The following is a 19797-nucleotide window of genomic DNA, read 5'->3' as shown; positions in this document are numbered from 1 at the left end:
AACCGCTTGGGCAGGCCACGCCACTCGCAGCCGTGCTCGGCGACGTACAGCATGGCGTTAACCACCTGCAGATTGGTCAAACTGACATTGCCACACTGTCGCGGTAGGCAATGTTCGATGCGAGCGAATTGTGTGGGTGTGATTTCCATGACGACAGTGTTGCAGTCATGCCATTCGCTTGCTAATAGTGTTAACACACCCTAGGTCAAGATCAGTGGTAAGTGAGTGCTTGATCTGTCCACTATAATTCAGGCGCTACGTTGATATTTGGCGGCTTGGACTGGCCAAGCTATTTCCGTGTAGCGATCTTGAGTTGCCACACTCATTACGAGCTCCTTTGCCTTATCGCTATCTAATTGGTCAATCATTTTATGAAGCTGGCTCAATAGGCTAGTTAATTCTTCTGCCGTAGGGTAGGGCTCATTGGCACGCATAATTTTGGGATGATCTGTTCCACAGCCATTGGCACTGGAAATTAACAGTTCTTCATAGAGCTTCTCGCCTGGACGTAAACCTGTTACCACAATCTCGATATCTCCTTCTGGGTTATACTGATCGCGCACAGTTCTCCCCGCAAGGTGAATCATATTTCGTGCAAGATCGGCTATTTTTACAGGATCTCCCATGTCGAGTAAGAATATATCTCCACCGTTCGCCATACTGCCTGCCTGTATCACCAGCTCAACAGCCTCATGAATTGACATGAAGTAGCGAGTCACTTCCGAATGGGTAACTGTCACCGGCCCGCCTTGAGAAATCTGCTCCTTAAACAAAGGAATCACCGAGCCACTTGAGCCGAGAACATTCCCAAAGCGCACGGCACAAAAACGTTGATCAGTCCCAAGTTGTTGAGCCATTTGCGCAAAATTCTGCACAATCAACTCTGCCCACCGTTTCGTTGCTCCCATAACATTGGTTGGCCGAACTGCTTTGTCTGTGGAAATAAGTACAAAGGTACTCACTCCAGCCTTGAAAGCTGCGGAAGCTATAGTATTAGTACCAACAATATTGTTGTGAATTCCCTCGACGATATTGGCCTCAACAAGCGGAACATGTTTGTGCGCCGCTGCATGATATACCGTTTGTACCTTATATTTGCTCAGGAGTGACGATACAAGACGGAGATCCTCAACCGTACCAAGGCAACTCACAATCTCAGCATCGGTACTAAGTCTTACAATACGATCTATCTGATATAGAGCATGCTCGCAGGACTCGAGTAGAACCAATCGACGTGGCGATAGAGACGCAATTTGCCTACAGAGCTCCGATCCGATGGAACCCCCGGCTCCTGTAACTAAGACAGATTTACCTGTTATACATTTCCCAAGTAGTCCGGGGTCAGCAACTACTGGGTCACGGCCCAGCAAGTCTCCGACGTCAACCTCTCTTACCATATTGACCAAGAGTCTTCCACTTGCGATATCCGTTAACGCAGGCAGAATGCGTACCCTAATCATATGCTGCTCAAGAAAGGACACAACCTCACGACGCCTGAGGCCTGAGGCAGAAGGGAGGGTGACGATGACATCGCGAATCTCAAATCGCTCGATTAGCTTGGGCAACATTGACGGCGAATAGACGCGAAGACCCGCCACATCTGTTCCATGAATGCGTTGGTCATCGTCAAGGAAGCCTGCGGGAAAAAGCTCCTTCCCTTGGCGAAGGGTAGCTGCAAGTTGCTGCCCCGCAAGACCTGCCCCGTAGATCAACACTTGGTGGCCATTAAAGCGAGATCGCAAGGGGATCCAGAGTGCCCACCGCGCAATAATCCTGCTTCCACCAATAAATATCAGCCCTAACATCCAATAGAGTATAGGTACGGAGCGAGGAAGCCCGCCGTATCCAGTCATTTCCGTAAAGAAAGCGAGAATGGTCCATAGTATCGAAGCTAAAGTCATCGCCTTTACCATGGACCATAATGCATATTCGCTCATATAGCGAATTACCGATCGGTATAAGCCAAGCCGAATGAATATTGGGAGAGCAATTGCTGGTGCAGCGGCAATTAACAGCACCTGCCTCAAGTTTGGAGTGAAAATTTCGCCAAAACGTAGTACATATGCGCCCCATCCAGAAAATACCAAAAGCCATATATCTACTAGCCCCATTAGCAGTTGCTTGTGGCGCCGTTTCATTCCGCTTACTTTAGAAAGTAGCCGTTCAGGCATTATCTTGCCTCCCTGCACCTAATGCCAATGCCCCAAGTATGACTGGGACATAGGCCAATATTGTTATGCCGAGGGCGCATTGTGGGTTTCTGATGCTCAGTGTAGCCAGTGGTGCGAGCCAAAAGAGGTCTAGAGAAAGAACTAGCAAAGTTACTTGACGATGTGAATGCCATTTTCGAGATAAGCGCTGGTAGGCATGGTTGCGGTGTGCTTCATGCCAACGTTGCCGTGTCAATATTCTGGTTACTAGTGTTACCGTGGCATCAACTACAAACGGGCAACCCAAAATCATCCACATGAAATAAGTGGACCAGCCCTCATTTATGGAAATAAGAGCAAAGCCGTAAATTATAAACGCTAAATATGTGCTTCCAACATCGCCCATAAAGATTTTTGCAGGAGGCCAATTCATTACGAGGAAGCCAAATGTAGCGGTGGCGACCGTCAGCATTAACCACCATGCTAGAGAAGATGAAGCGGTGGAGTAATTAAAAGCCGAAATGCCACAGGCAAGAATGAGCATATATATAGCCTGGCCTCCAGCAATCCCATCTATTCCATCCATGAAATTGTACAAATTTATCCACCATACACCAGTAAACAAAAGCAACAAGAAGAAAACGCTTACGCTGGTGAATTGTATCGTTGGTGAAATGCCATCTGGCAGGAATCCAAGCGCCGCAATAAGGGCCGCACATAAGATGAACTGTATTCCAAATCGTATTTTTGCTTGCAGATGCCATATGTCATCCACCAGGCCAACGATAGCAAGTATCAGAGCTAAGAAGAACAGTGGGCCATACTGAGATGGCTTGGACCAAATTAGCAATATGCCCCCAAGTGTCGAACCTAGAACAACTCCTATCCCACCACCATGAGGAGTTAAGCAAGAATGAGAGGAGCGATGATTGGGCGCCTGTACTAGGCCCAATTTTAAAGCGTAGCGTTGAGTAAGATTTGTACTAACCCAGCTTACTACGCCTGCAACTACTAAGAAAAAAATATACATTCTATAAATTGAGATGCTTTTGTGTATCCAAATACCATCTGGCAGTTTGCCGAATACCTTCTGATAGTGAATACGGTGGTGACCAATTCAACCTATCTTGTATCTGTCGGGAATCTACAGTCAGCGAGCCAATTAACCGTTCAACTTGTTTACGTCTTCCTATTACAGTACCTATCCCTCGCAAAAGTCTCTCCGGGCAGGGTATCACTCGAGCCGGGCAATCAAGAGACGCTGCAAGTAATTTAATTAAATTAGAAGTAGATATGTGATCTTTGTCCGACACAAGGAATGTATTGATTTTCTCAATATCACAAACCAAACATGTATGTATAGCGTCTGCTAGGTTGCTGACATAGATCAGGCTTCTTGCATTCTCCACAGATCCAAGCGGAAGAGGTACGCCGGCCATAACCAGCTCTATGAGCTTCAGGAAATTGGCGCCGACTCCTGGGCCATAAACTAGAGGTGGGCGTAACACAACTAGCTTCATGTCAGAGGTGCTGATAATGTGTTTCAGCTGTTGTTCGGCTTCCCATTTTGACCAGGCATAAAGATCTTCTGGCGCTGGAGGATCCATTTCAGAGTATGGAATATCTCTTCCCTCCCCATTAACTTTAATCGAGCTAACAAAAAGAAAGCGTTTCACCCCGGCGACAATGGCTTGCCGCGCCAGATTCAAGGTTCCGTCTACATTTGTATGTCGATACTCTGCAGCCGGATCTGCGGCAGACTCATTCATTTTATGAACGCGGGCGGCGAGATGGACCACCATATCACACCCCGCTAGCGCTTTTTCCCAGCAAGTGTTTGGACCAATCTCTCCAACTATGCAAGTTTCCACGCCTGCTGGAAATGTAGCGCTCGTGGACCGCTGTGCAACGCGAACTTGATCACCGTTTTGTAATGCGAGCCGGACAAATGCACTTCCCACGAAGCCGCTACCACCGGTTACAAGAATCTTCATGGTTGAAGTAACTCTTTATATGTCGATAATGTCATGTCAATAGACATAGTAGAGGTGAACTCCATCTCAATGCGGCGTCTGCCATTGACCCCAAATCGGTCCCTCATCTCCGTATCTAAAATTAGTGTACGAATGGCATGAGCGAGGGCCTTTGCATCTCCAACGGGAACGAGCAGTCCATTATAGCCATCTTGAACAACATCTCTGCATCCGGGGGTGTCTGTTGTTATTATGGCTCGGCTACTGGCGGCCGCTTCCAGAAGTGCCTTGGGCAGCCCCTCTCTGTAGGATGGTAGGCAAACAATGTGCGTTTGCGAGAATACCTCCGCAATGTCAGATCTCCATCCCCAATACTCGATCGTCCCATCTGCAGCCCATGCGTGCAACTGATCCTCGGCTATCGAGTTTGGGTTCTGTGGATCGGGAGAGCCCACCAACGCAAAGCGTGCGTTGATTCCTTCATTGCGAAGGTCGCTTGCTGCCTGGACGAATTCATGTACCCCTTTGTCACGAAGCATGCGCGCAGGTAGTACGACCAAGCATGGCTGAGGTTGAGTCCTATTCTGAGTGGAATAAGTTGAGGGGTCTACGCCAACACCTCGAATAATTTTTATCGAGGATTGACGAACAACTCCCGCGTTAACTAATAGTTCCTGATCATCCCTATTTTGAAGAATTAGTGCACTGCGCTTGCCGTTGAGTGCGAAGCGGAGCAGTCTTTCGACTACTGGGCGAAGAAGGCGGGTCTTGATTGTTTGAGAGGTAAACACATAGCCAAGTCCCCCAAGCGCATTTACGATGGCCGGTACCCCTGCAAGTCTTGCTGCCAACGAGCCGATTACAACGGGCTTCATCGCGACGTGGTGAACCAGATCCGGCCGTAATCGGCGATATAGATTCAACACTCTGATGCTAAAAGCCAGCTCACGTAAAGGATTTAATCCCGACCGCTTGAATGGCAAGTCAATCAAATTGATACCAGCGCGTTCGATCTCTTGACGATATGAACTAACCTTGGTCGCCAACGTCACCCGGAATCCTGCATCAATAGCAGCTCGGGCAAGTGGTAATCGATGGGAGACAAAGTACCAATCCTCTGAAACTAAGAATACTAGATGTGGGCGGTCGTATGATTCGATGGAGTTACTCAAGAAACTACCTGCCTACTTTGATAATTAGCGGCCTAGATACTATCCATGGCTAGCGCGTCACAGATGAAATGAAATTGACAAGCGCCCTGTTGGATACTGCATACTTTCTTGGAGAAGTATGCCGCTTCCTTCAGGGTTTGATACTAGGAGTTCAAGCTGCCTAAATTAAGTACTAATTAACTCCAACGCTAAGTTCCTTTGCTGGGGTAGCGCTGCTAACGCGATTTGAATAGTGCTCCAGCCAGCTTTGGAACATCAATACATCCCAAAGCAGATACTGCCAGTTTCTCGCCCCCGATGTATGCTCATACCAAATACGTTGCACTACGTCTGCGTCGAAATATCCTTCCTGCCGGAGGCGATCAGGGGCCAGAAGCGTATACGCCCAATCTTTTAACGGACCGCGTAGCCAAGTGTCGATCGGTACGCCAAATCCCATCTTTGGGCGATCCATCAGGGGGCGCGGAACATACCGGTACAGTACCTGCCGCAGCGGCCACTTAGCTTCACCTTGATGTCTCAAGGTAGAAAGGGGTAGGCGCCAGGCGAACTCTACGATTCTATGATCTAGCAAAGGAATCCTGGACTCGAGGCTAACCCCCATCGACGCCCGATCGACTTTAGTCAGTATGTCATCCGGTAGATAGCTTACTAAGTCAAGGAACATCATTTTCTGTACGAAGTTTGATAGGTGAGGTAGCGCAAGCCCTCCTGTGAGAGCGGTGGTAGGCTCCTTCGCATTAAGTACTAAAGAGGCTGGATCGGTCCAATGCGATACCAATTGCCGGTAAAGTATCTCTGGGCTTGTAAGCCCAAGGATGCTCGCCAATTTATGTAGTTTGTCGCCGATATTCTTATGTCGGAATTTTGCCGGTGCCACTCGAAGAGGGAGTGAGAACAAGGAATTCCATGCCCCAGGAGATATGGACGTGATAAGTGATGCACTCGCCGTACGCAGGGGCTGCGGGATGCTAGAAATTTTCTTCCATAACTCGCCTGATAGGGCATAACGCGTATAGCCGGAAAATAGCTCATCTCCTCCATCACCAGATAGGGCTACTGTTACGGAGCGTTTGGCAAGCTGAGAAACAAGAAAGGTCGGTATTTGTGACGAGTCGGAGAATGGTTCGCTATAAATTTCTGGCAAGCGAGGAATAACATTGATCGCTTCCTTGGGGGAAACATACAGTTCGGTATGTTTTGTACCCAAATGCGTAGCCACTGCCTTTGCGTGTTTTGCCTCGTCATAGCCTTCTTCATTGAAGCCTATAGAGAACGTCTGAATGGGGCTCGAAGACATGGATTGCATAATCGCCACAACGGTAGACGAATCTATGCCACCGGACAAGAAGGCGCCTAATGGCACATCGGCCATCATTTGGCCTGCTAGCGATTGTTTGATTAGCGATTCAAGTTCATTTACCGAGTCTTCTGGAGATCCCTTAAATGGATGTTCCTGCCCTTCCTGAGCAACTTTTTTTGCATCCCAGTAGCTCTCAATGCTCTTTTGGTAGCCATTCTTGTCTAAGATAAGTAAATGCGCCGGCCGTAGTTTTGATATACCATCAAAGACTGAGTATGGGGCGGGAATGTAATTGTGACGCATTAGCAAAGCTAAGGCATCACGGTTTATATGACCTTGCCAATTCGGATGATCGTAGAAGCAGGCTAAGTCAGAGGAAAATACAAACGTATTTTTCAGCCAGCCATAGTACAAGGGCTTTTCGCCTATCCGATCTCTTCCAAGAGTAAGAGTCTCCGTTTCACGGTCCCACAGTGCAAATGCAAACATACCAACACAATGATCTAGTGCACTGCGCAACCCCCATGCTGAGATTGCAGCCAAGAGCACCTCTGTATCGGAATGCCCTCGCCAGCCCGCGCACCAACCCGAGGCCTCAAGCTTGGTGCGAAGGCTTGCGTGATTGTATATTTCTCCGTTGAAAGCGATGATCCAACGACCCGATGCAGATGCCATCGGTTGATGGCCTGTTGGTGACAGGTCGACAATTGAAAGCCTTCGGTGAGCAAGAGCTATTCCACTCTGAGGGTCAAGCCATATCCCCTCATCATCAGGGCCTCGATGGTGGATGGCACTGGCCATTTGACGAAGCCGAGTTTCGGCGCCACGTTGCAACCCACCTGACTCAATAAAGCCTGCAAATCCACACATATTAAGAGTTATATCCTTGGAAGCGTATTCTTGGAAGTACCGATTTGCCGATGGTATTGATAGCCAGCCCTAATAGCCAAGATACAGCAATAATGTATATGACCATTTTTAGAATACCTATTTCTATCAATACATCATTTCGGTGGAGATAAAGCCCCCACCATCCAACAATAACGGCAATGCAGGCGCGTAAAGGGCCACTCAAGTTAGAAAAGAGCCATGTCAGAAATGAAAGGCCAAAGGCATAGGCTACCGAAAAGATGAACACCATGCTAAATCTCCCTACAGAAAAGGCTTGGGCCCATGGGTTGTTCGCCATGCCAAACGTAGCCTTAGGGAAAAATTCTTTTTGGAAAAAATCATTGAATGATTTTGTGTCTGACACGTCAAGGCCAAATAGCGATTTCCCACCTGGCACGCCGCTTAATAGTTGATTAACTAGATTTTCGGCAGGTAGCTTGAAATCTCTATTTATTGTTTCATTCAGAGTTGCCTGAACCACCATGGGTTCTGAATTGCTGAATGCTGCTGTATAGGTTTCCTTGTGGGTCAGCAGATTCGCCGTATAGGTAACTTGTTCTCCACGAACTTGTAAAGGAGGTAGGGATTTTTCAATGGATGGTGTATTGGTTTTAGGTAAAACACCACTCTCATTAGAGGGGGCTGAAATAGCTGGGCAATCAATTGATACTGTGTATTTGATGTTCCATGCAAGTTGTTTTACTAAAAAGAGGCTGACTCCGCAGAATAGGATATAAGATAAATAAATAATCCTCTTTTTCCAGCCTTGGTAAAACCAACTGCCCTGCATAAGGCATAGAGCGATCAATGTCACTGAGGCGCTGCCACGGAATCCAACAAATAAGTCAGCGAAAATTAGTAGGAGCGATAAAGCAGCAATTGCACGAGACTTTGTTGATAGCGCAGAAACAAAGCATAAAGGAGCTGAATAGGTAGCAAGGTAGTACCAAGGATTGACTCTCGCAAGGAGAGCGGATTTTTCAGTGCAGAGGTAACCTTTGCCAATCGTAAGCAGTGAGGCAATAAAGCCTACAAGCATCATGATGGCAAGGGCTTGAGTTAGATAGGGGGTGCTTATTCTCAGTGTAGTGCCACGAATTGGTAATAATCTATCGTACGCTATCGTTGTTATGGCTAACGTGCTGACAACGATCGACATGCAAACAAGAGCCCCGGGAGCTAGAGCTGCTTGATAACTTCCCGCGCCTACTCCATACGAGAAACTAATGTACCCTACTAAGCCAGGGAGGAAATATATGAGAGAAGCTATGAAGCCGGTTAATAGCGGATCGATAGTCTTTCGCCTTAAGAATACGAGTAAGGTGAGAGTGATTGTGAAGTAGAAAATCCAGCTATATAAAGAAGGGGTGATGTTCATCTGATTTCACCTTCCTCATATAGTGTTTTGTATTGTTCAACCATTGTATTGACCGAGTAGCGCGTAAGTGTTCGTGCTTTTCTGGTGCAAGCCGCCAATTTTGCCTCAGCGATATTGTTGATTGTTGTACCTAGAGCATGGGCTAGTTCAACTGGGCTCTGTGGCTTCACAAGATAACAGTTGGGCATGTCGTCCAAGGCTTCGGGGTTACCTCCCACCGTTGTTGCTACAACGGGTAACCCCGCAGCCAGTTTCTCCAGCAACGCATTCGAGAAACCCTCCTCATGTGAGGCAAGTACGCCGATGTCCATTGCGGAGAGAAGTAAGGGGATATCCTGACGGCGGCCTAACATCACAACCTGCCTGTCTACTCCAAGCCGAGTAGCCTGTTCCATCAACGCTTTAGCAATTCCCCGATCTTCACCGGCAAAAAATAATCTAATAGAGGGGGAGTCCAATATTGCTAATGCCTCCAGCAATTCTGTATGGCCCTTGTAGGGAATTAGATTAGCAACACAAACTATTGCAAGCTGATCTGGCGTCAAGCCTAGCTCATGTCTAATGGATTCCCGGTTCGCTTCTAACCCTGGCTGCTGAATAAGCTCGATCCCATTGTAGATAAGGCGAATCTTACTACGATCAACGTGATCTCTTCGAATTGTGTCCTCAACTACTGCTTGAGAATTAGCAGTAATGGTTGTGGACAAGCGATTTGTCAGTCGATCCAGTTTTGCCCACCAAGGATGCCTTTCCTGGTGAGTACCTAGTGCGCGTCTTGAGGTAATGATGTGCTTGACACCCGCTAGACGGCCAGCGGATGCACCCATAAAATTGGTAAGAGGTAGGAATGCATGGAGCACTTTTGGGCGCCACGTTGCCGCAACCCATATTAGGCGGCACTCAGAACCTACAAGCAACATGAGTTTCTTCCAAAAGGGCGCCTGTGAGTTATAGCCACTATCAATGACTGTTACTCCGGCAGCTTCCAGTGGCTGGCGTAATGGGCCATCTCCCTCAAGGGAGAAGAGTTTCACAATCTTTCCTCGCTTTGCGAGCTCCGTGGCAAGTAGCACAATTTGCCGTTCTGCACCGCCTAGCTGAAGGGAGCCTATTACAAAAAGGATCTTGTCTACTTTTTCTTGTTCTGGCATAAGGTTAGTTGTGTGCAAAAGCTCAAGATGACATTCATAATATGAGGCATGTGCTGTCAATTATTTGAGTAAACTAGCTTGCTAGCGCAATCTTAATCTACGATAGCGTATAAGAGAGTGACAAAGGTCGCCCCAATGCCGATAGACTATCTGTGGAGACAGGCGATCTGCAATGCTTTTTGCCGCCTGTCCAAGTTGAGCTCTTAGAGCATTGTCATTGCTCAGTTTTGTCAAGGCATCGCTTAGCGCTTCGATATTGTCGTTTGGAACAAGCCACCCATCCACTCCGTGATGAATAATATCTGCGGGCCCGCTTTGGCAGTCAAATGCAATGCTCGGTACACCACTCTGCATCGCTTCAATCAGGACGTTTGGGAAGCCTTCATATCGCGAGCTCAGCACAAACAAATCGGCATATATCAGCCATTTTTCAGGTTGTAGCTGCATTCCGGCAAGGACAAGCTTGTCTGCTATGCCCAATTCCTCCGCCAATCTTGTTAACGGCTCCCGTTCACTCCCTTCCCCAAGTATGACGACAGACCAATTGCTCTCACGCAGAGTGGAGGCTGCAAAAGCATAGAGTAGGCGATCAAAGCCTTTTTCAGTACCTAGTCGGCCTATGCCAAGGACTATACGTCCTGGAGGCATGGCTGCCGGCCTTTCCCGTTGGGTATCGGTGGGGAATAGCCTCACAGCATTCGGAATTGTCTCAATTTTTGCAGATGGGATGGCGGCTTTTGCCCAAGCTGCAACTTGTGGTGTCTGCACAACAACGCGGGCAGCCAATGGATAGGAAATTCTTCTGAGCGCCCTCCAGAAACGGCCAATCTCATGATGGCGGGGATCTGTTCTTTCGGAAACAATGATAGGTATGCCTGAGCCGACTAATGCCAGCAATGTCCTTATGTTTGTGGTATCAATAAATGATATGACGATATCTGGTTGGCTGCTCTTAACTACCGTTCTCATTCTCCACAAGCGTTTAGTAGCGCTAGATAGGCGAGAGAATAATCCGTTGGACTCCCACATTATATTGCTGCATTTTCGCTCGACTTTCGGAGATAAGGGGTAGTAATCATCTTTGCTATCATCAAGGGTCAGTAGTGTGACAGTAAGACCCTGTTCGCCCAGTGCCGACGCTAGTTCACAAATTACGCGTTCAGCTCCTCCGCGCCCTAGGCTCGAAATGACTAGAAGGGCATGAGGTGGGGTCATGGCGTATTCCCCTCACGTATCCAGCGAGTTATATTAAAAAGCTTCGCAATAAATAGAGAAATGGCAACGAAGATTAGTGCGCGGGAAAAGAATAGTGTCTTGGCATTGATGGGTGAGAAATCTTTGAGCCCAAGAGTGTCAACGGCAATAGCTGGTGAAAATATCAATACTGCAAATCCAATTGTTTTTATCCAATCACGTAGTAATCGCTTCTCGTCAAATTGTTCACGGTATTTCCAGGTAAAAAAGCATAGTACGGCTGTCTGTGCCGAGAATGGCGCTAGCATAACTGCAGATAGACCGTATTGTTCTAGGCCAATCCAACATGTAAAACTAGTGATAATAAAAGACAGGAACGACGAAGTGGATAGAAGGATTGGCCGTTGCATTGCTTGAAATAATTTTGCAAAAAAAGTCGAGAGCGCAAATGGAAATATAGACAAACTTAATAGTAACCAAGAGTGACTTACCTCTAATGTGAGGCGCTGGTCAAATCTTCCTCGGCCAAGCAAGACGCTAATAGTATTTTCGCCAAGGAGCATCACTCCTATTACCACGAAAAGGGATACTAACAGGGACGCACGACTTATCTGTCCCATAAGAAGGCGAATTTCCTCACGGCGGCCCTCTGCAAGCATGCCTGCCAAGTGAGGGAGGAGAACGGTGCTAATTCCAACAACGATGATCTGTGTTAGCGCCCCGTGAAGTTTGGATGCATAGCCATAGATCGCGACAGCGCCTTCCCCAAGTCTGGAGCAGAAAACCTGAATAGTTGTTTGGGTTCCATTGGAGAAAACGACAGCTGGCAGCAACGGGAAGGCGACCTTTAGGGTGGCAACTATGTCCGCTTTAAGATGCGAGCCGCTAAGAGAAAATGGTAGCCCTATTCTGGTAAGCGTAATGATAAGTATCACCAGTTGCACCGTCAGGCCCGCTACTAGCGTCCATAAGAGTGAATCAAGAGTATGTGTTGGCCATATAAGAAGTCCCGCTGCGGCAACTATTGCATTTACGACTGGAGCCGCCGAGGCAGCGATGAACTTCCCATGGCAGGCAAGTAGCAAGGTGATGTAGTCAGAAAGCACGGTAGGAACAAGCGACCATCCAATAATTTTTATGGCGGCCACTGTTTGTATATGTGCTTGTTCGTGGGCTGTTGGTGCGAGAAACTGCGATATGGAGTGGCTTGTTAACACCATTCCTAAGGATAGGGTGAAGGTGATGGCAATTAATACCAACCCCATTGCAGTTCTGAATGTTGCTGCATTCGAACTGTTAGGCTCTCGATTCCGCTCCATGTATCGGCCCACAAATCCAGCTTGTAACCAACCACCAATCACTCCAGAGAGCAAAATAGGTATCGATAGGCCGAGATTGTATGCATCAACAATGCTAGAGGCACCAAATAGTGAGGCAATGATCGCCGTTCTGAAAAAGGCAACTAGCTGGGAAATCAGCATGAAGATCGAAACGATACGAGCATTGCCTAACAAAACGTTACCTTAATATTATTTCGAATATTTTACTTACCAACTAGCCAATATTCGAGTGTCTGTTATGATGATTCGTCAATGTTGCCAAGCAGGAGAGCCTGTCTTGATGGCCTTTCTGGAAATTACGAACCATATGTCGGGTAAGAATTCTGGCTTAATACAATTAAGCCATAGCTAGCCGTTTCACATACCAATCCATAGATTCGGCAAGGCCATCGCGTATCCGATGGCTTGGCGTGTACCCAAGTAAGCGTTGTGCTTTGCTAATGTCAGCAAGTGAATGCCTTACGTCTCCGGCACGGAATTCCCTGTAGCTTGGTTTCACTCCGCTCAGTGTGGGGATCCTCTGTGCTAGAAGCTCGTGAATTGCCGAGAAAAGTTGGTTTAGCGATGTTCGGTCGCCAACGGCAACGTTATATACCTGATTGATCGCTTCAACTGAGTTGACTGTAGCTGCAAGCAGGTTAGCCTGTACTGCATTCGCGACATAACAAAAGTCTCTACTAGTTTCTCCGTCACCATTAATCCAGATTGTTTCGCCTTTAATAATCGATGCTGTCCATTTTGGGATTACCGCTGCATAAGCTCCATCCGGGTCCTGTCGGGGGCCGAAAATATTGAAATAGCGCAAGCCGATTGTCGCAAAATTGTAGGCACGGCAAAATACATCCGCATAGAGTTCATTAACAAGCTTTGTAACCGCATACGGGGATAGCGGCGAACCAATTCTATCTTCCTGTTTTGGGAGTCCAGGGTGATCTCCATAGGTTGAGCTGGATGCTGCATATACAAAGCGTTCCACACCTGCATCGCGTGCTGCGACCAACATATTCAGAAACCCGGTGACGTTTGCTTCGTTGGATGTAATTGGGTCTTGCAGCGATCTTGGAACACTACCCAGTGCCGCCTGATGCAATACATAAGTTACCCCGTTACAAGCTGTCCGGCAGTCTTCTAGGCTTCTAATGTCTCCTTCGAGAAATTTGAAGTTCGACCATTGCTTCTCTGTTACTAGGTGTTTTACCTGCTCAAGGTTGTGCCGATGCCCAGTGGCAAAATTATCAAGGCCAACCACATGCTGATCGAGCTTGAGCAAGGTTTCAAGTAAGTTACTTCCAATGAATCCAGCTACTCCAGTTACTAGCCAAACTTTTGGGGTAAGGGGTAAGCGGCGCAACAGTTGGTCGTACGTATTTGTCATGGTTAATTGGCCGCCTTATAGACGCCACAGGCTAAAGCCTGCTTCTTGGATATGCGATGCGTTGTAGGTGGATTTGACATCCACAAATAACCCTCCTACACGAAGCTTGCTTAGAAGTTCGTCAATAGGCTTGGTCAGGTACTCGTGGTGTGATACTGCGGCGATAATCGCATCAGCCGAGTCTGGAAGTGATTCCCAGGAATAGAGGTCAATGTCGTATTCATGCTCGGCTTCACTGGCATCAGCGATTGGATCGTTGACGAACACATTACATCCAAACTCCTCGAGTTCTTTTACAACATCAGCAACTTTCGAGTTTCGTAGATCTGGGCAATTTTCCTTGAATGTTAGGCCAAGCAGAATAATTTTAGCCCCGCTAACCACTACACCGCCTTGAATTAGCATTTTTACAGTTTGCTGAGCAATATAGGATGCCATACCGTCATTAATGCGTCGCCCAGCAAGAATTACTTGGGGGTGGTAACCTACCAGGTCAGCTTTGTGAGTTAAATAATAGGGGTCTACTCCGATACAATGCCCTCCAACGAGGCCTGGGCGGAACGGAAGAAAATTCCATTTTGTCCCCGCAGCGTTGAGTACATCTTGAGTATCGATGCCTATCTTGTTAAAAATAATAGCCAGCTCATTCATTAACGCGATATTGAGGTCGCGCTGCGTATTTTCGATTACCTTGGCTGCTTCTGCTACCTTGATGGAGCTAGCGCGGTGAACGCCTGCTTCGATAATGGATCCATAAAGTTCGGCTACTCGATTCAATGTATCGTTGCTATCGCCAGATACTATTTTGACAATCTTTGTAATGGTTCGATTTTTGTCGCCTGGGTTGACGCGTTCAGGAGAATATCCAACATAGAAGTCCTGCTTCCAACGTTTTCCAGAGTGCTTTTCAAGTAGTGGAATACATACTTCCTCTGTTGCTCCAGGATACACCGTAGATTCGTAGACTACTGTTGCACCACGCTTTAAGTGGGAGCCAACGGTAATTGATGCACCAATAAGTGGAGAAAAGTCAGGTTGATGAGCGTCGTCAACGGGAGTTGGTACTGCAATCACAACATAATCAGCCTGTTGAATGGCTGAGGGGGCGGAAGAGAAGGAAAGCTGAGTTGCTGCATTGAACTGTTCTTTACTCACTTCACCGGTCGGGTCAATGCCACGCATGTAGCTAGCAATTTTTGACTCAGAAAGGTCATACCCGATCGTTTTATATTTTCTTCCAAACTCAACTGCAAGGGGCAAACCGACGTAACCGAGACCGACTACTGCAATAATGTTGGACACTTCTTCCTCTTTTCCTGCCAAAGCTTGCCAGAATGAAATTTTAAAAATTGAGTCCTGCCAGACTCTATAGTAATTAGGGGCCACGTTGCCTGCGAGCAAGCAGTTTGGAAAGCAGAGCACTTGGGTACTGTAATCGCAATATGTAGTATTGCGGTGCCGAAAGTAGGGCTTTCTTCCAGAAATGGAGGAGCATCCTTACCAAATATTCAAGGAGCTAAGGTATGGGTGCATTCTGGATACTGCTTGTAGTTCCCGCATACGCTGTGCCGAAATTGTATGCCAACTTTGGGGGCATAAGAATCGCCCCCGCATGTGGAAAAAGTTAGCTACAGAATCGGCCTGAGCAAATCGTTACTTCGTTGACACTTGAGTGTTAATGCTATTTCTCGGCAACGGCCAGCAGCACACACAGCGACACGCCTTCCGCTGCCTTGGTGATTTCCTCGAGGCCCGGGAAGCTCGGTGCGATGCGGATGTTGCGGTCGCGCGGGTCCTGGCCCAGCGGGAAGGTGGCGCCGGCCGGGGTCAGCACGATGCCGGCCTCCTTGGCCAGTTGCACCACGCGGCGGGCCAGGCCATCGGGCACGTCGAGGCTGATGAAGTAGCCGCCGGTAGGCTGCGTCCAGGTTGCCACGCCCCACTCGCCGAGTTCCTTCTGGAACACTTCGACGACCTTGTCGAACTTGGGCTTGAGGATGGCGGCGTGCTGCTTCATCAGCGCCTTCAGGCCGTCCTGGTCGCGCAGGAAGCGCACATGGCGCAGCTGGTTGACCTTGTCCGAGCCGATGGTGCGCTGGTTCATGCGCGCCAGCAGCCACTTCACGTTGGCGGGCGAGCTGCCGAACATGGCGACGCCGGCGCCGGCCAGCGTGACCTTGGAGGTCGAGGCGAACACATAGGCGCGGTTCGGGTTGCCGTGCTTGGCGCACAGCTCGACGATGTTGGCGATGGTGGCTGCTTCGCCGTTCAGGTGGTGGATCGCGTAGGCGTTGTCCCAGAACAGGCGGAAGTCGCCGGCGGCCGTCTTCATCCTGGCCAGGCGCTCGATCACGGCGTCGGAGTAGATCGCGCCGGTCGGGTTGCTGTACTTCGGTACGCACCACATGCCCTTGATGCTCGGGTCGTTGGCGACCAGCTGCTCGACTTGGTCCATGTCCGGGCCATCGTCGTTCAGTGTCACCGGGATCAGCTTGATGCCGAATTCCTCGCAGATGGCGAAGTGGCGGTCATAGCCGGGCACCGGGCAGAGGAAGGTGGTAGCGGACGGCTGCCACGCCGCGCCGTCGGCCGTGCCCTTGAGCAGTGCGAAGGCGATGCAGTCGTGCATCAGCGCCAGGCTCGAATTGTCGCCGATGACGACGTTGTCGGCGCTGACGCCGAGCACCGGTGCGAACAGCTCGCGCGCTTCGGGGATGCCCTGCAGGTTGCCGTAGTTGCGGCAGTCTTCCTTGTTCGATGCGGTGTAGTCGCTGGCGCCCGGCAGCGACAGCAGTTCCTTCGACAGGTCGAGCTGGTTCGCCGCAGGCTTGCCGCGCGCCATGTTCAGCGTGAGACCGGCGGCCTTCAGGGCGGCGTAGCGGGTTTGCAGTTGCTCGCGCAGCGCGCGCAGCTCGTTCACTCGGGCAGGGGTAGCGGCCATGTCAGTCTTCTTTCGTGATTCGGGTGGGGCGATGCCGCGAGCCACCGGCTCGGGCAGGAGAAATTGCGGTGCATAATGATAAGCAGGCTGAGGCGATGCCTCAACCGGGAATTACCATAAAACCGTCATATTTACGCGGCGTTGCGTTGCGGCCGGGCCAGCAGGCTGGCCAGCTCGCCGCTGTGGATCAGCTTTTGCAGGTCGTTGGCACCGCCGATCAGCATGCCGTCGACGAAGATCATCGGCAGGGTGGGCCAGCCCGTCCACATCTTCAACGCGTTGCGGCGGCGCCAGCCGCTCAGGTAGCTGCCGTACTCCAGGTAACGGTAATCGATGCGCGCCGCATCGAGCAGCTTGCGCGCCTTGCGTGGAAACGGGTTCTGCTTCATGCCCACCACCACGACCCGATTCTGCGCCACGGCGGCTTCGACTTCCGCGACGATGTCCGCGTGGCTGGCGGCGATAGCCGGCCGTGCGGCGGGGTGGATGCGGCTTTCGGGCAGGATGTGGCGGCTCATGGGCGTTCCTCGGCTGGGGCGGGCGGATCGCCGCAATATAACACGCCGGCATGGCCGCGTTGGCGCCCTTAGCGGGCCTCGATGCGGTACACCTTGCCGCCGTCGGACGACAGCAGGTACAGCTCTTTCTGCGCATCCTGCCCGAACGACAGCACCGGCCCGATCTTGTCCACCGGCCAGCTGACGGGGTCGGTCGGCAGGCCGTTCTTGTAGCTGAAGCTCCTGAGCCAGCCGCCGCAGTAGTCGGAATAGAAATAGCGCCCCTGCAGCGCCGGCAGTGCGGCGCCACGGTAGACGTAGCCGCCGGTGATCGAGCAGCCCTGGCTGTGGTCGTAGTCGAGCACCGGCAGCGTCAGGCCGGCCTGATTGCAGCCGCTGCCGGCGTAGCAGCTGTTGCCTTCCGTGAGGTTCCAGCCGAAATTGAGGCCGCCTTGCGCGGCGGATACCACATCCACCTCTTCGTGCTGGTCCTGGCCCACATCGGCGATGTACAGCGTGCCGCCGTCGAAGGCATAGCGCCACGGGTTGCGCAGGCCGTAGGCCCAGATCTCGCCGCGCTTGCCGGCCTGGTTCGCGAACGGGTTGTCGGCGGGGATGGCATAGGGCTGCGCCGCGCTCGCCTGGCTGACATCGAGGCGCAACAGCTTGCCGAGCAGCACCGCGAGGTTCTGCCCGTTGCCGGACGGATCGCCCGCCCCGCCGCCGTCACCAGTGCCCGCGTAGAGCTGACCATCGGGCCCGAAGGCCAGCAGCCCGCCATTGTGGTTGCCGAAGTCGGGATGCGCGATGGACAGGATGCGCAGCGCCGAGGCCGGGTCGGCCTGGTCCGCATTGGCGGCCGACACGCTGTAGCGCTGGATGGCGAGGTTGCCCTGCGGGTCGGTGAAATAGACGTAGAAATAGCCGTTGGCCGCATAGCGCGGGTCGAAGGCCAGCGACAGCAGCCCGCGCTCGCCGCCCGACGCAATGCTGGCGCTGATGTCGAGAAAGGGCGTGGCCAGCAGCGCGCCGCCCTTGACGATGCGCACGCGGCCCGGCTGCTCGACGATGAACAGCCGCGCATCATTGGCCGGTGCGGTCAGGAACAGCGGGTTGACCAGACCGCTGGCGATCTGGCGCAAAGCAAGCGTGGGCAGCGCGGGCGGCGGGTTGCCGTCATCGCCACCGCCGCCGCCGCAGGCAGCCAGCAGGGCGAGCAGCGACGACATCGGCAGCAAACGGATCGGAATCGACATGGCAGCGCTCCGGGCAAGGCGGCATTTGCAGTGTAGACCGTGGCGCCGGATTGGCGATCACGGCGGGCCGGATCGAGCACGCAAATCAATCCTGGCGCGCCTTTCAGGCCGGCTACAGGGCACGCCAGGACTGCGTCGCGGCGGCATCCGGATTGTTGGCTAGATTACGCCGTGTCGGCGAGCTTCCTGAGCCAGTCCAGCCGCTGGACGATCTTCTGTCGCCAGCCGCTGCCGATGCCGGCCACCCGCGACAGCGCATCGAGTGCGCCCAGCGCCGGGCGGTGCTGCTGCCACAGCAACATCGCGTCGTACAGCGTTGGCGCATCCGGCGCAGGCTCGATCAGGTCGAGCGTATCGCCGGGCGACACCTGCCCCGCTTCGAGCACGCGGAAATACCAGCCGGTCAGCCGCTCCTCGGCGATATGGGCCGCCATGCCATCGCAGCCGAAACGCTCGTCGATCTTCCAGCACGGGTTGCGCGGCTGGCACACCTGCAGCCGTGCCGTCCCGAGCCGCCAGACATCGCCGATGCGCACATCGCGCTCGTCCAGCTCCGGCGTCGACAGATTCTCGCCCAGCGCCCCCGCGCACAGCTCGCCGGCCGCCTCGGGGAATTGCGCCGCCAGCTTCTCGTAATGCCTTGCAGGATAAAGATGGACCGCCTTCTCCGGCCCGCCATGCACTCTGCGGTCCGCCTGCTGGTCGCCCACGAAGCCCTCGGTGTCAAGCTCGACCACGCCCGCCACGGGCGCCTTGTACATGCCCGTCGGCCGCCCCGATTGCGGCAGGGGCCGAATGCCGCCGATGAACAGGGAAACGCGTGCCATGGAGGGGCCTGTCTGAGAAGGGGAGGTCACGAGTGTCGCCCGGCGGGCGGGGGGACTGCAAGCGGCGGCGATGCCGGCTGGAGGTCGAGGCACGGCGCATGGAGTGGATAACAAATGTAGTCAGCAGGCGCAGCTCGAATGAAGCCGCAAGGCGCAATCTGGGTTTCGAATGGACGGCTTTATGGCCGCCTGCTTGATTCTGGCCATGGCATGCCGTGGCCCCGGATTCCGCTGCGCACCATCCGGGCTACATTGGGATGGGCTCGGTGGGAGTCGGGTTGGCGACAGGCCTCGTGCCGTCACGATCTTTCGCCCGCAAAGGTGTGGCTTGGACGCGACCTACCCCTCG

Annotated in this window: 16 protein-coding genes; all 16 read right to left on the bottom strand. The window is 51.6% G+C overall.

What is annotated here, in order from left to right:
* Positions 1 to 149, bottom strand: a 149-nt coding sequence (locus tag ABWL39_RS15135) for a transposase (RefSeq protein ID WP_367792944.1), incomplete at its 3' end; no start/stop codon positions are given.
* A 99-nt stretch (positions 150 to 248) separates the two neighbouring features.
* On the bottom strand, positions 249 to 2171 hold the full coding sequence (locus ABWL39_RS15130; protein ID WP_367792917.1) for a polysaccharide biosynthesis protein: 1923 nt from the start codon (positions 2169 to 2171) through the stop codon (positions 249 to 251).
* The gene (locus ABWL39_RS15125) at positions 2164 to 3180 is read right to left on the bottom strand and encodes a glycosyltransferase family 4 protein (RefSeq protein WP_367792914.1); all 1017 of its coding nucleotides are present in this window, start codon (positions 3178 to 3180) and stop codon (positions 2164 to 2166) included. The genes ABWL39_RS15130 and ABWL39_RS15125 overlap by 8 nt, the downstream gene beginning before the upstream one ends.
* Before the next feature lies 1 nt (position 3181).
* The gene (locus tag ABWL39_RS15120; protein WP_367792911.1) at positions 3182 to 4144 is read right to left on the bottom strand and encodes an NAD-dependent epimerase/dehydratase family protein; all 963 of its coding nucleotides are present in this window, start codon (positions 4142 to 4144) and stop codon (positions 3182 to 3184) included.
* A complete protein-coding gene (locus ABWL39_RS15115) occupies positions 4141 to 5295 on the bottom strand; it encodes a glycosyltransferase family 4 protein (protein WP_367792908.1) in 1155 nt (384 codons plus the stop codon). The genes ABWL39_RS15120 and ABWL39_RS15115 overlap by 4 nt, the downstream gene beginning before the upstream one ends.
* Positions 5296 to 5467: 172 nt before the next feature.
* Positions 5468 to 7468: an asparagine synthase (glutamine-hydrolyzing) gene (gene asnB / locus ABWL39_RS15110; RefSeq protein ID WP_367792905.1), complete on the bottom strand. Its 2001-nt coding sequence runs from the start codon at positions 7466 to 7468 to the stop codon at positions 5468 to 5470.
* A gap of 1 nt (position 7469) precedes the next feature.
* Positions 7470 to 8867 (bottom strand): hypothetical protein, encoded by a 1398-nt coding sequence (locus tag ABWL39_RS15105; protein ID WP_367792902.1) that lies wholly within the window; start codon positions 8865 to 8867, stop codon positions 7470 to 7472.
* Positions 8864 to 10018, bottom strand: a complete 1155-nt coding sequence (locus tag ABWL39_RS15100) for a glycosyltransferase (protein WP_367792899.1) — start codon at positions 10016 to 10018, stop codon at positions 8864 to 8866. Before ABWL39_RS15100 ends, ABWL39_RS15105 begins: the two co-directional genes overlap by 4 nt.
* An 81-nt stretch (positions 10019 to 10099) precedes the next feature.
* Positions 10100 to 11233 (bottom strand): glycosyltransferase family 4 protein, encoded by a 1134-nt coding sequence (locus ABWL39_RS15095; RefSeq protein WP_367792896.1) that lies wholly within the window; start codon positions 11231 to 11233, stop codon positions 10100 to 10102.
* Positions 11230 to 12693 carry a murein biosynthesis integral membrane protein MurJ gene (gene murJ / locus ABWL39_RS15090; RefSeq protein ID WP_367792893.1) on the bottom strand — a complete coding sequence of 488 codons (1464 nt, stop codon included), beginning with the start codon at positions 12691 to 12693 and terminating at the stop codon, positions 11230 to 11232. The genes ABWL39_RS15095 and murJ overlap by 4 nt, the downstream gene beginning before the upstream one ends.
* A gap of 196 nt (positions 12694 to 12889) precedes the next feature.
* The gene (locus ABWL39_RS15085) at positions 12890 to 13927 is read right to left on the bottom strand and encodes an SDR family oxidoreductase (protein WP_367792890.1); all 1038 of its coding nucleotides are present in this window, start codon (positions 13925 to 13927) and stop codon (positions 12890 to 12892) included.
* A gap of 15 nt (positions 13928 to 13942) precedes the next feature.
* The gene (locus ABWL39_RS15080; RefSeq protein ID WP_367792940.1) at positions 13943 to 15229 is read right to left on the bottom strand and encodes a nucleotide sugar dehydrogenase; all 1287 of its coding nucleotides are present in this window, start codon (positions 15227 to 15229) and stop codon (positions 13943 to 13945) included.
* A 379-nt stretch (positions 15230 to 15608) separates the two neighbouring features.
* The gene (locus tag ABWL39_RS15075; RefSeq protein WP_367792887.1) at positions 15609 to 16868 is read right to left on the bottom strand and encodes an aminotransferase class I/II-fold pyridoxal phosphate-dependent enzyme; all 1260 of its coding nucleotides are present in this window, start codon (positions 16866 to 16868) and stop codon (positions 15609 to 15611) included.
* 131 nt (positions 16869 to 16999) lie between these two features.
* The gene (locus ABWL39_RS15070) at positions 17000 to 17386 is read right to left on the bottom strand and encodes a glutaredoxin domain-containing protein (protein ID WP_367792884.1); all 387 of its coding nucleotides are present in this window, start codon (positions 17384 to 17386) and stop codon (positions 17000 to 17002) included.
* Positions 17387 to 17454: 68 nt separating this feature from the next.
* A complete protein-coding gene (locus ABWL39_RS15065; protein WP_367792881.1) occupies positions 17455 to 18621 on the bottom strand; it encodes a sorbosone dehydrogenase family protein in 1167 nt (388 codons plus the stop codon).
* A 164-nt stretch (positions 18622 to 18785) separates the two neighbouring features.
* Complete coding sequence (locus ABWL39_RS15060) at positions 18786 to 19448, bottom strand: MOSC domain-containing protein (protein ID WP_367792878.1); 663 nt, start codon at positions 19446 to 19448, stop codon at positions 18786 to 18788.
* Between the last annotated feature and the right edge of the window lie 349 nt (positions 19449 to 19797).

This window comes from Chitinivorax sp. PXF-14 (genome assembly GCF_040812015.1).
Taxonomy (GTDB): Bacteria; Pseudomonadota; Gammaproteobacteria; order Burkholderiales; family SCOH01; genus JBFNXJ01.
Note: the sequence above shows the minus strand (reverse complement) of the source record. Positions and strands in the feature narration are given on the sequence as shown.

Excerpts from the sequence above, each read along its gene's own strand:
- murJ (WP_367792893.1), bottom strand. The coding sequence starts at position 12,693 with ATGCTGATTTCCCAGCTAGTTGCCTTTTTCAGAACGGCGATCATTGCC.
- ABWL39_RS15085 (WP_367792890.1), bottom strand. The coding sequence starts at position 13,927 with ATGACAAATACGTACGACCAACTGTTGCGCCGCTTACCCCTTACCCCA.
- ABWL39_RS15125 (WP_367792914.1), bottom strand. The coding sequence starts at position 3,180 with ATGTATATTTTTTTCTTAGTAGTTGCAGGCGTAGTAAGCTGGGTTAGT.
- ABWL39_RS15100 (WP_367792899.1), bottom strand. The coding sequence starts at position 10,018 with ATGCCAGAACAAGAAAAAGTAGACAAGATCCTTTTTGTAATAGGCTCC.
- ABWL39_RS15105 (WP_367792902.1), bottom strand. The coding sequence starts at position 8,867 with ATGAACATCACCCCTTCTTTATATAGCTGGATTTTCTACTTCACAATC.
- ABWL39_RS15075 (WP_367792887.1), bottom strand. The coding sequence starts at position 16,868 with ATGGCCGCTACCCCTGCCCGAGTGAACGAGCTGCGCGCGCTGCGCGAG.
- ABWL39_RS15065 (WP_367792881.1), bottom strand. The coding sequence starts at position 18,621 with ATGTCGATTCCGATCCGTTTGCTGCCGATGTCGTCGCTGCTCGCCCTG.
- ABWL39_RS15070 (WP_367792884.1), bottom strand. The coding sequence starts at position 17,386 with ATGAGCCGCCACATCCTGCCCGAAAGCCGCATCCACCCCGCCGCACGG.
- asnB (WP_367792905.1), bottom strand. The coding sequence starts at position 7,468 with ATGTGTGGATTTGCAGGCTTTATTGAGTCAGGTGGGTTGCAACGTGGC.
- ABWL39_RS15120 (WP_367792911.1), bottom strand. The coding sequence starts at position 4,144 with ATGAAGATTCTTGTAACCGGTGGTAGCGGCTTCGTGGGAAGTGCATTT.
- ABWL39_RS15060 (WP_367792878.1), bottom strand. The coding sequence starts at position 19,448 with ATGGCACGCGTTTCCCTGTTCATCGGCGGCATTCGGCCCCTGCCGCAA.
- ABWL39_RS15130 (WP_367792917.1), bottom strand. The coding sequence starts at position 2,171 with ATGCCTGAACGGCTACTTTCTAAAGTAAGCGGAATGAAACGGCGCCAC.
- ABWL39_RS15095 (WP_367792896.1), bottom strand. The coding sequence starts at position 11,233 with ATGACCCCACCTCATGCCCTTCTAGTCATTTCGAGCCTAGGGCGCGGA.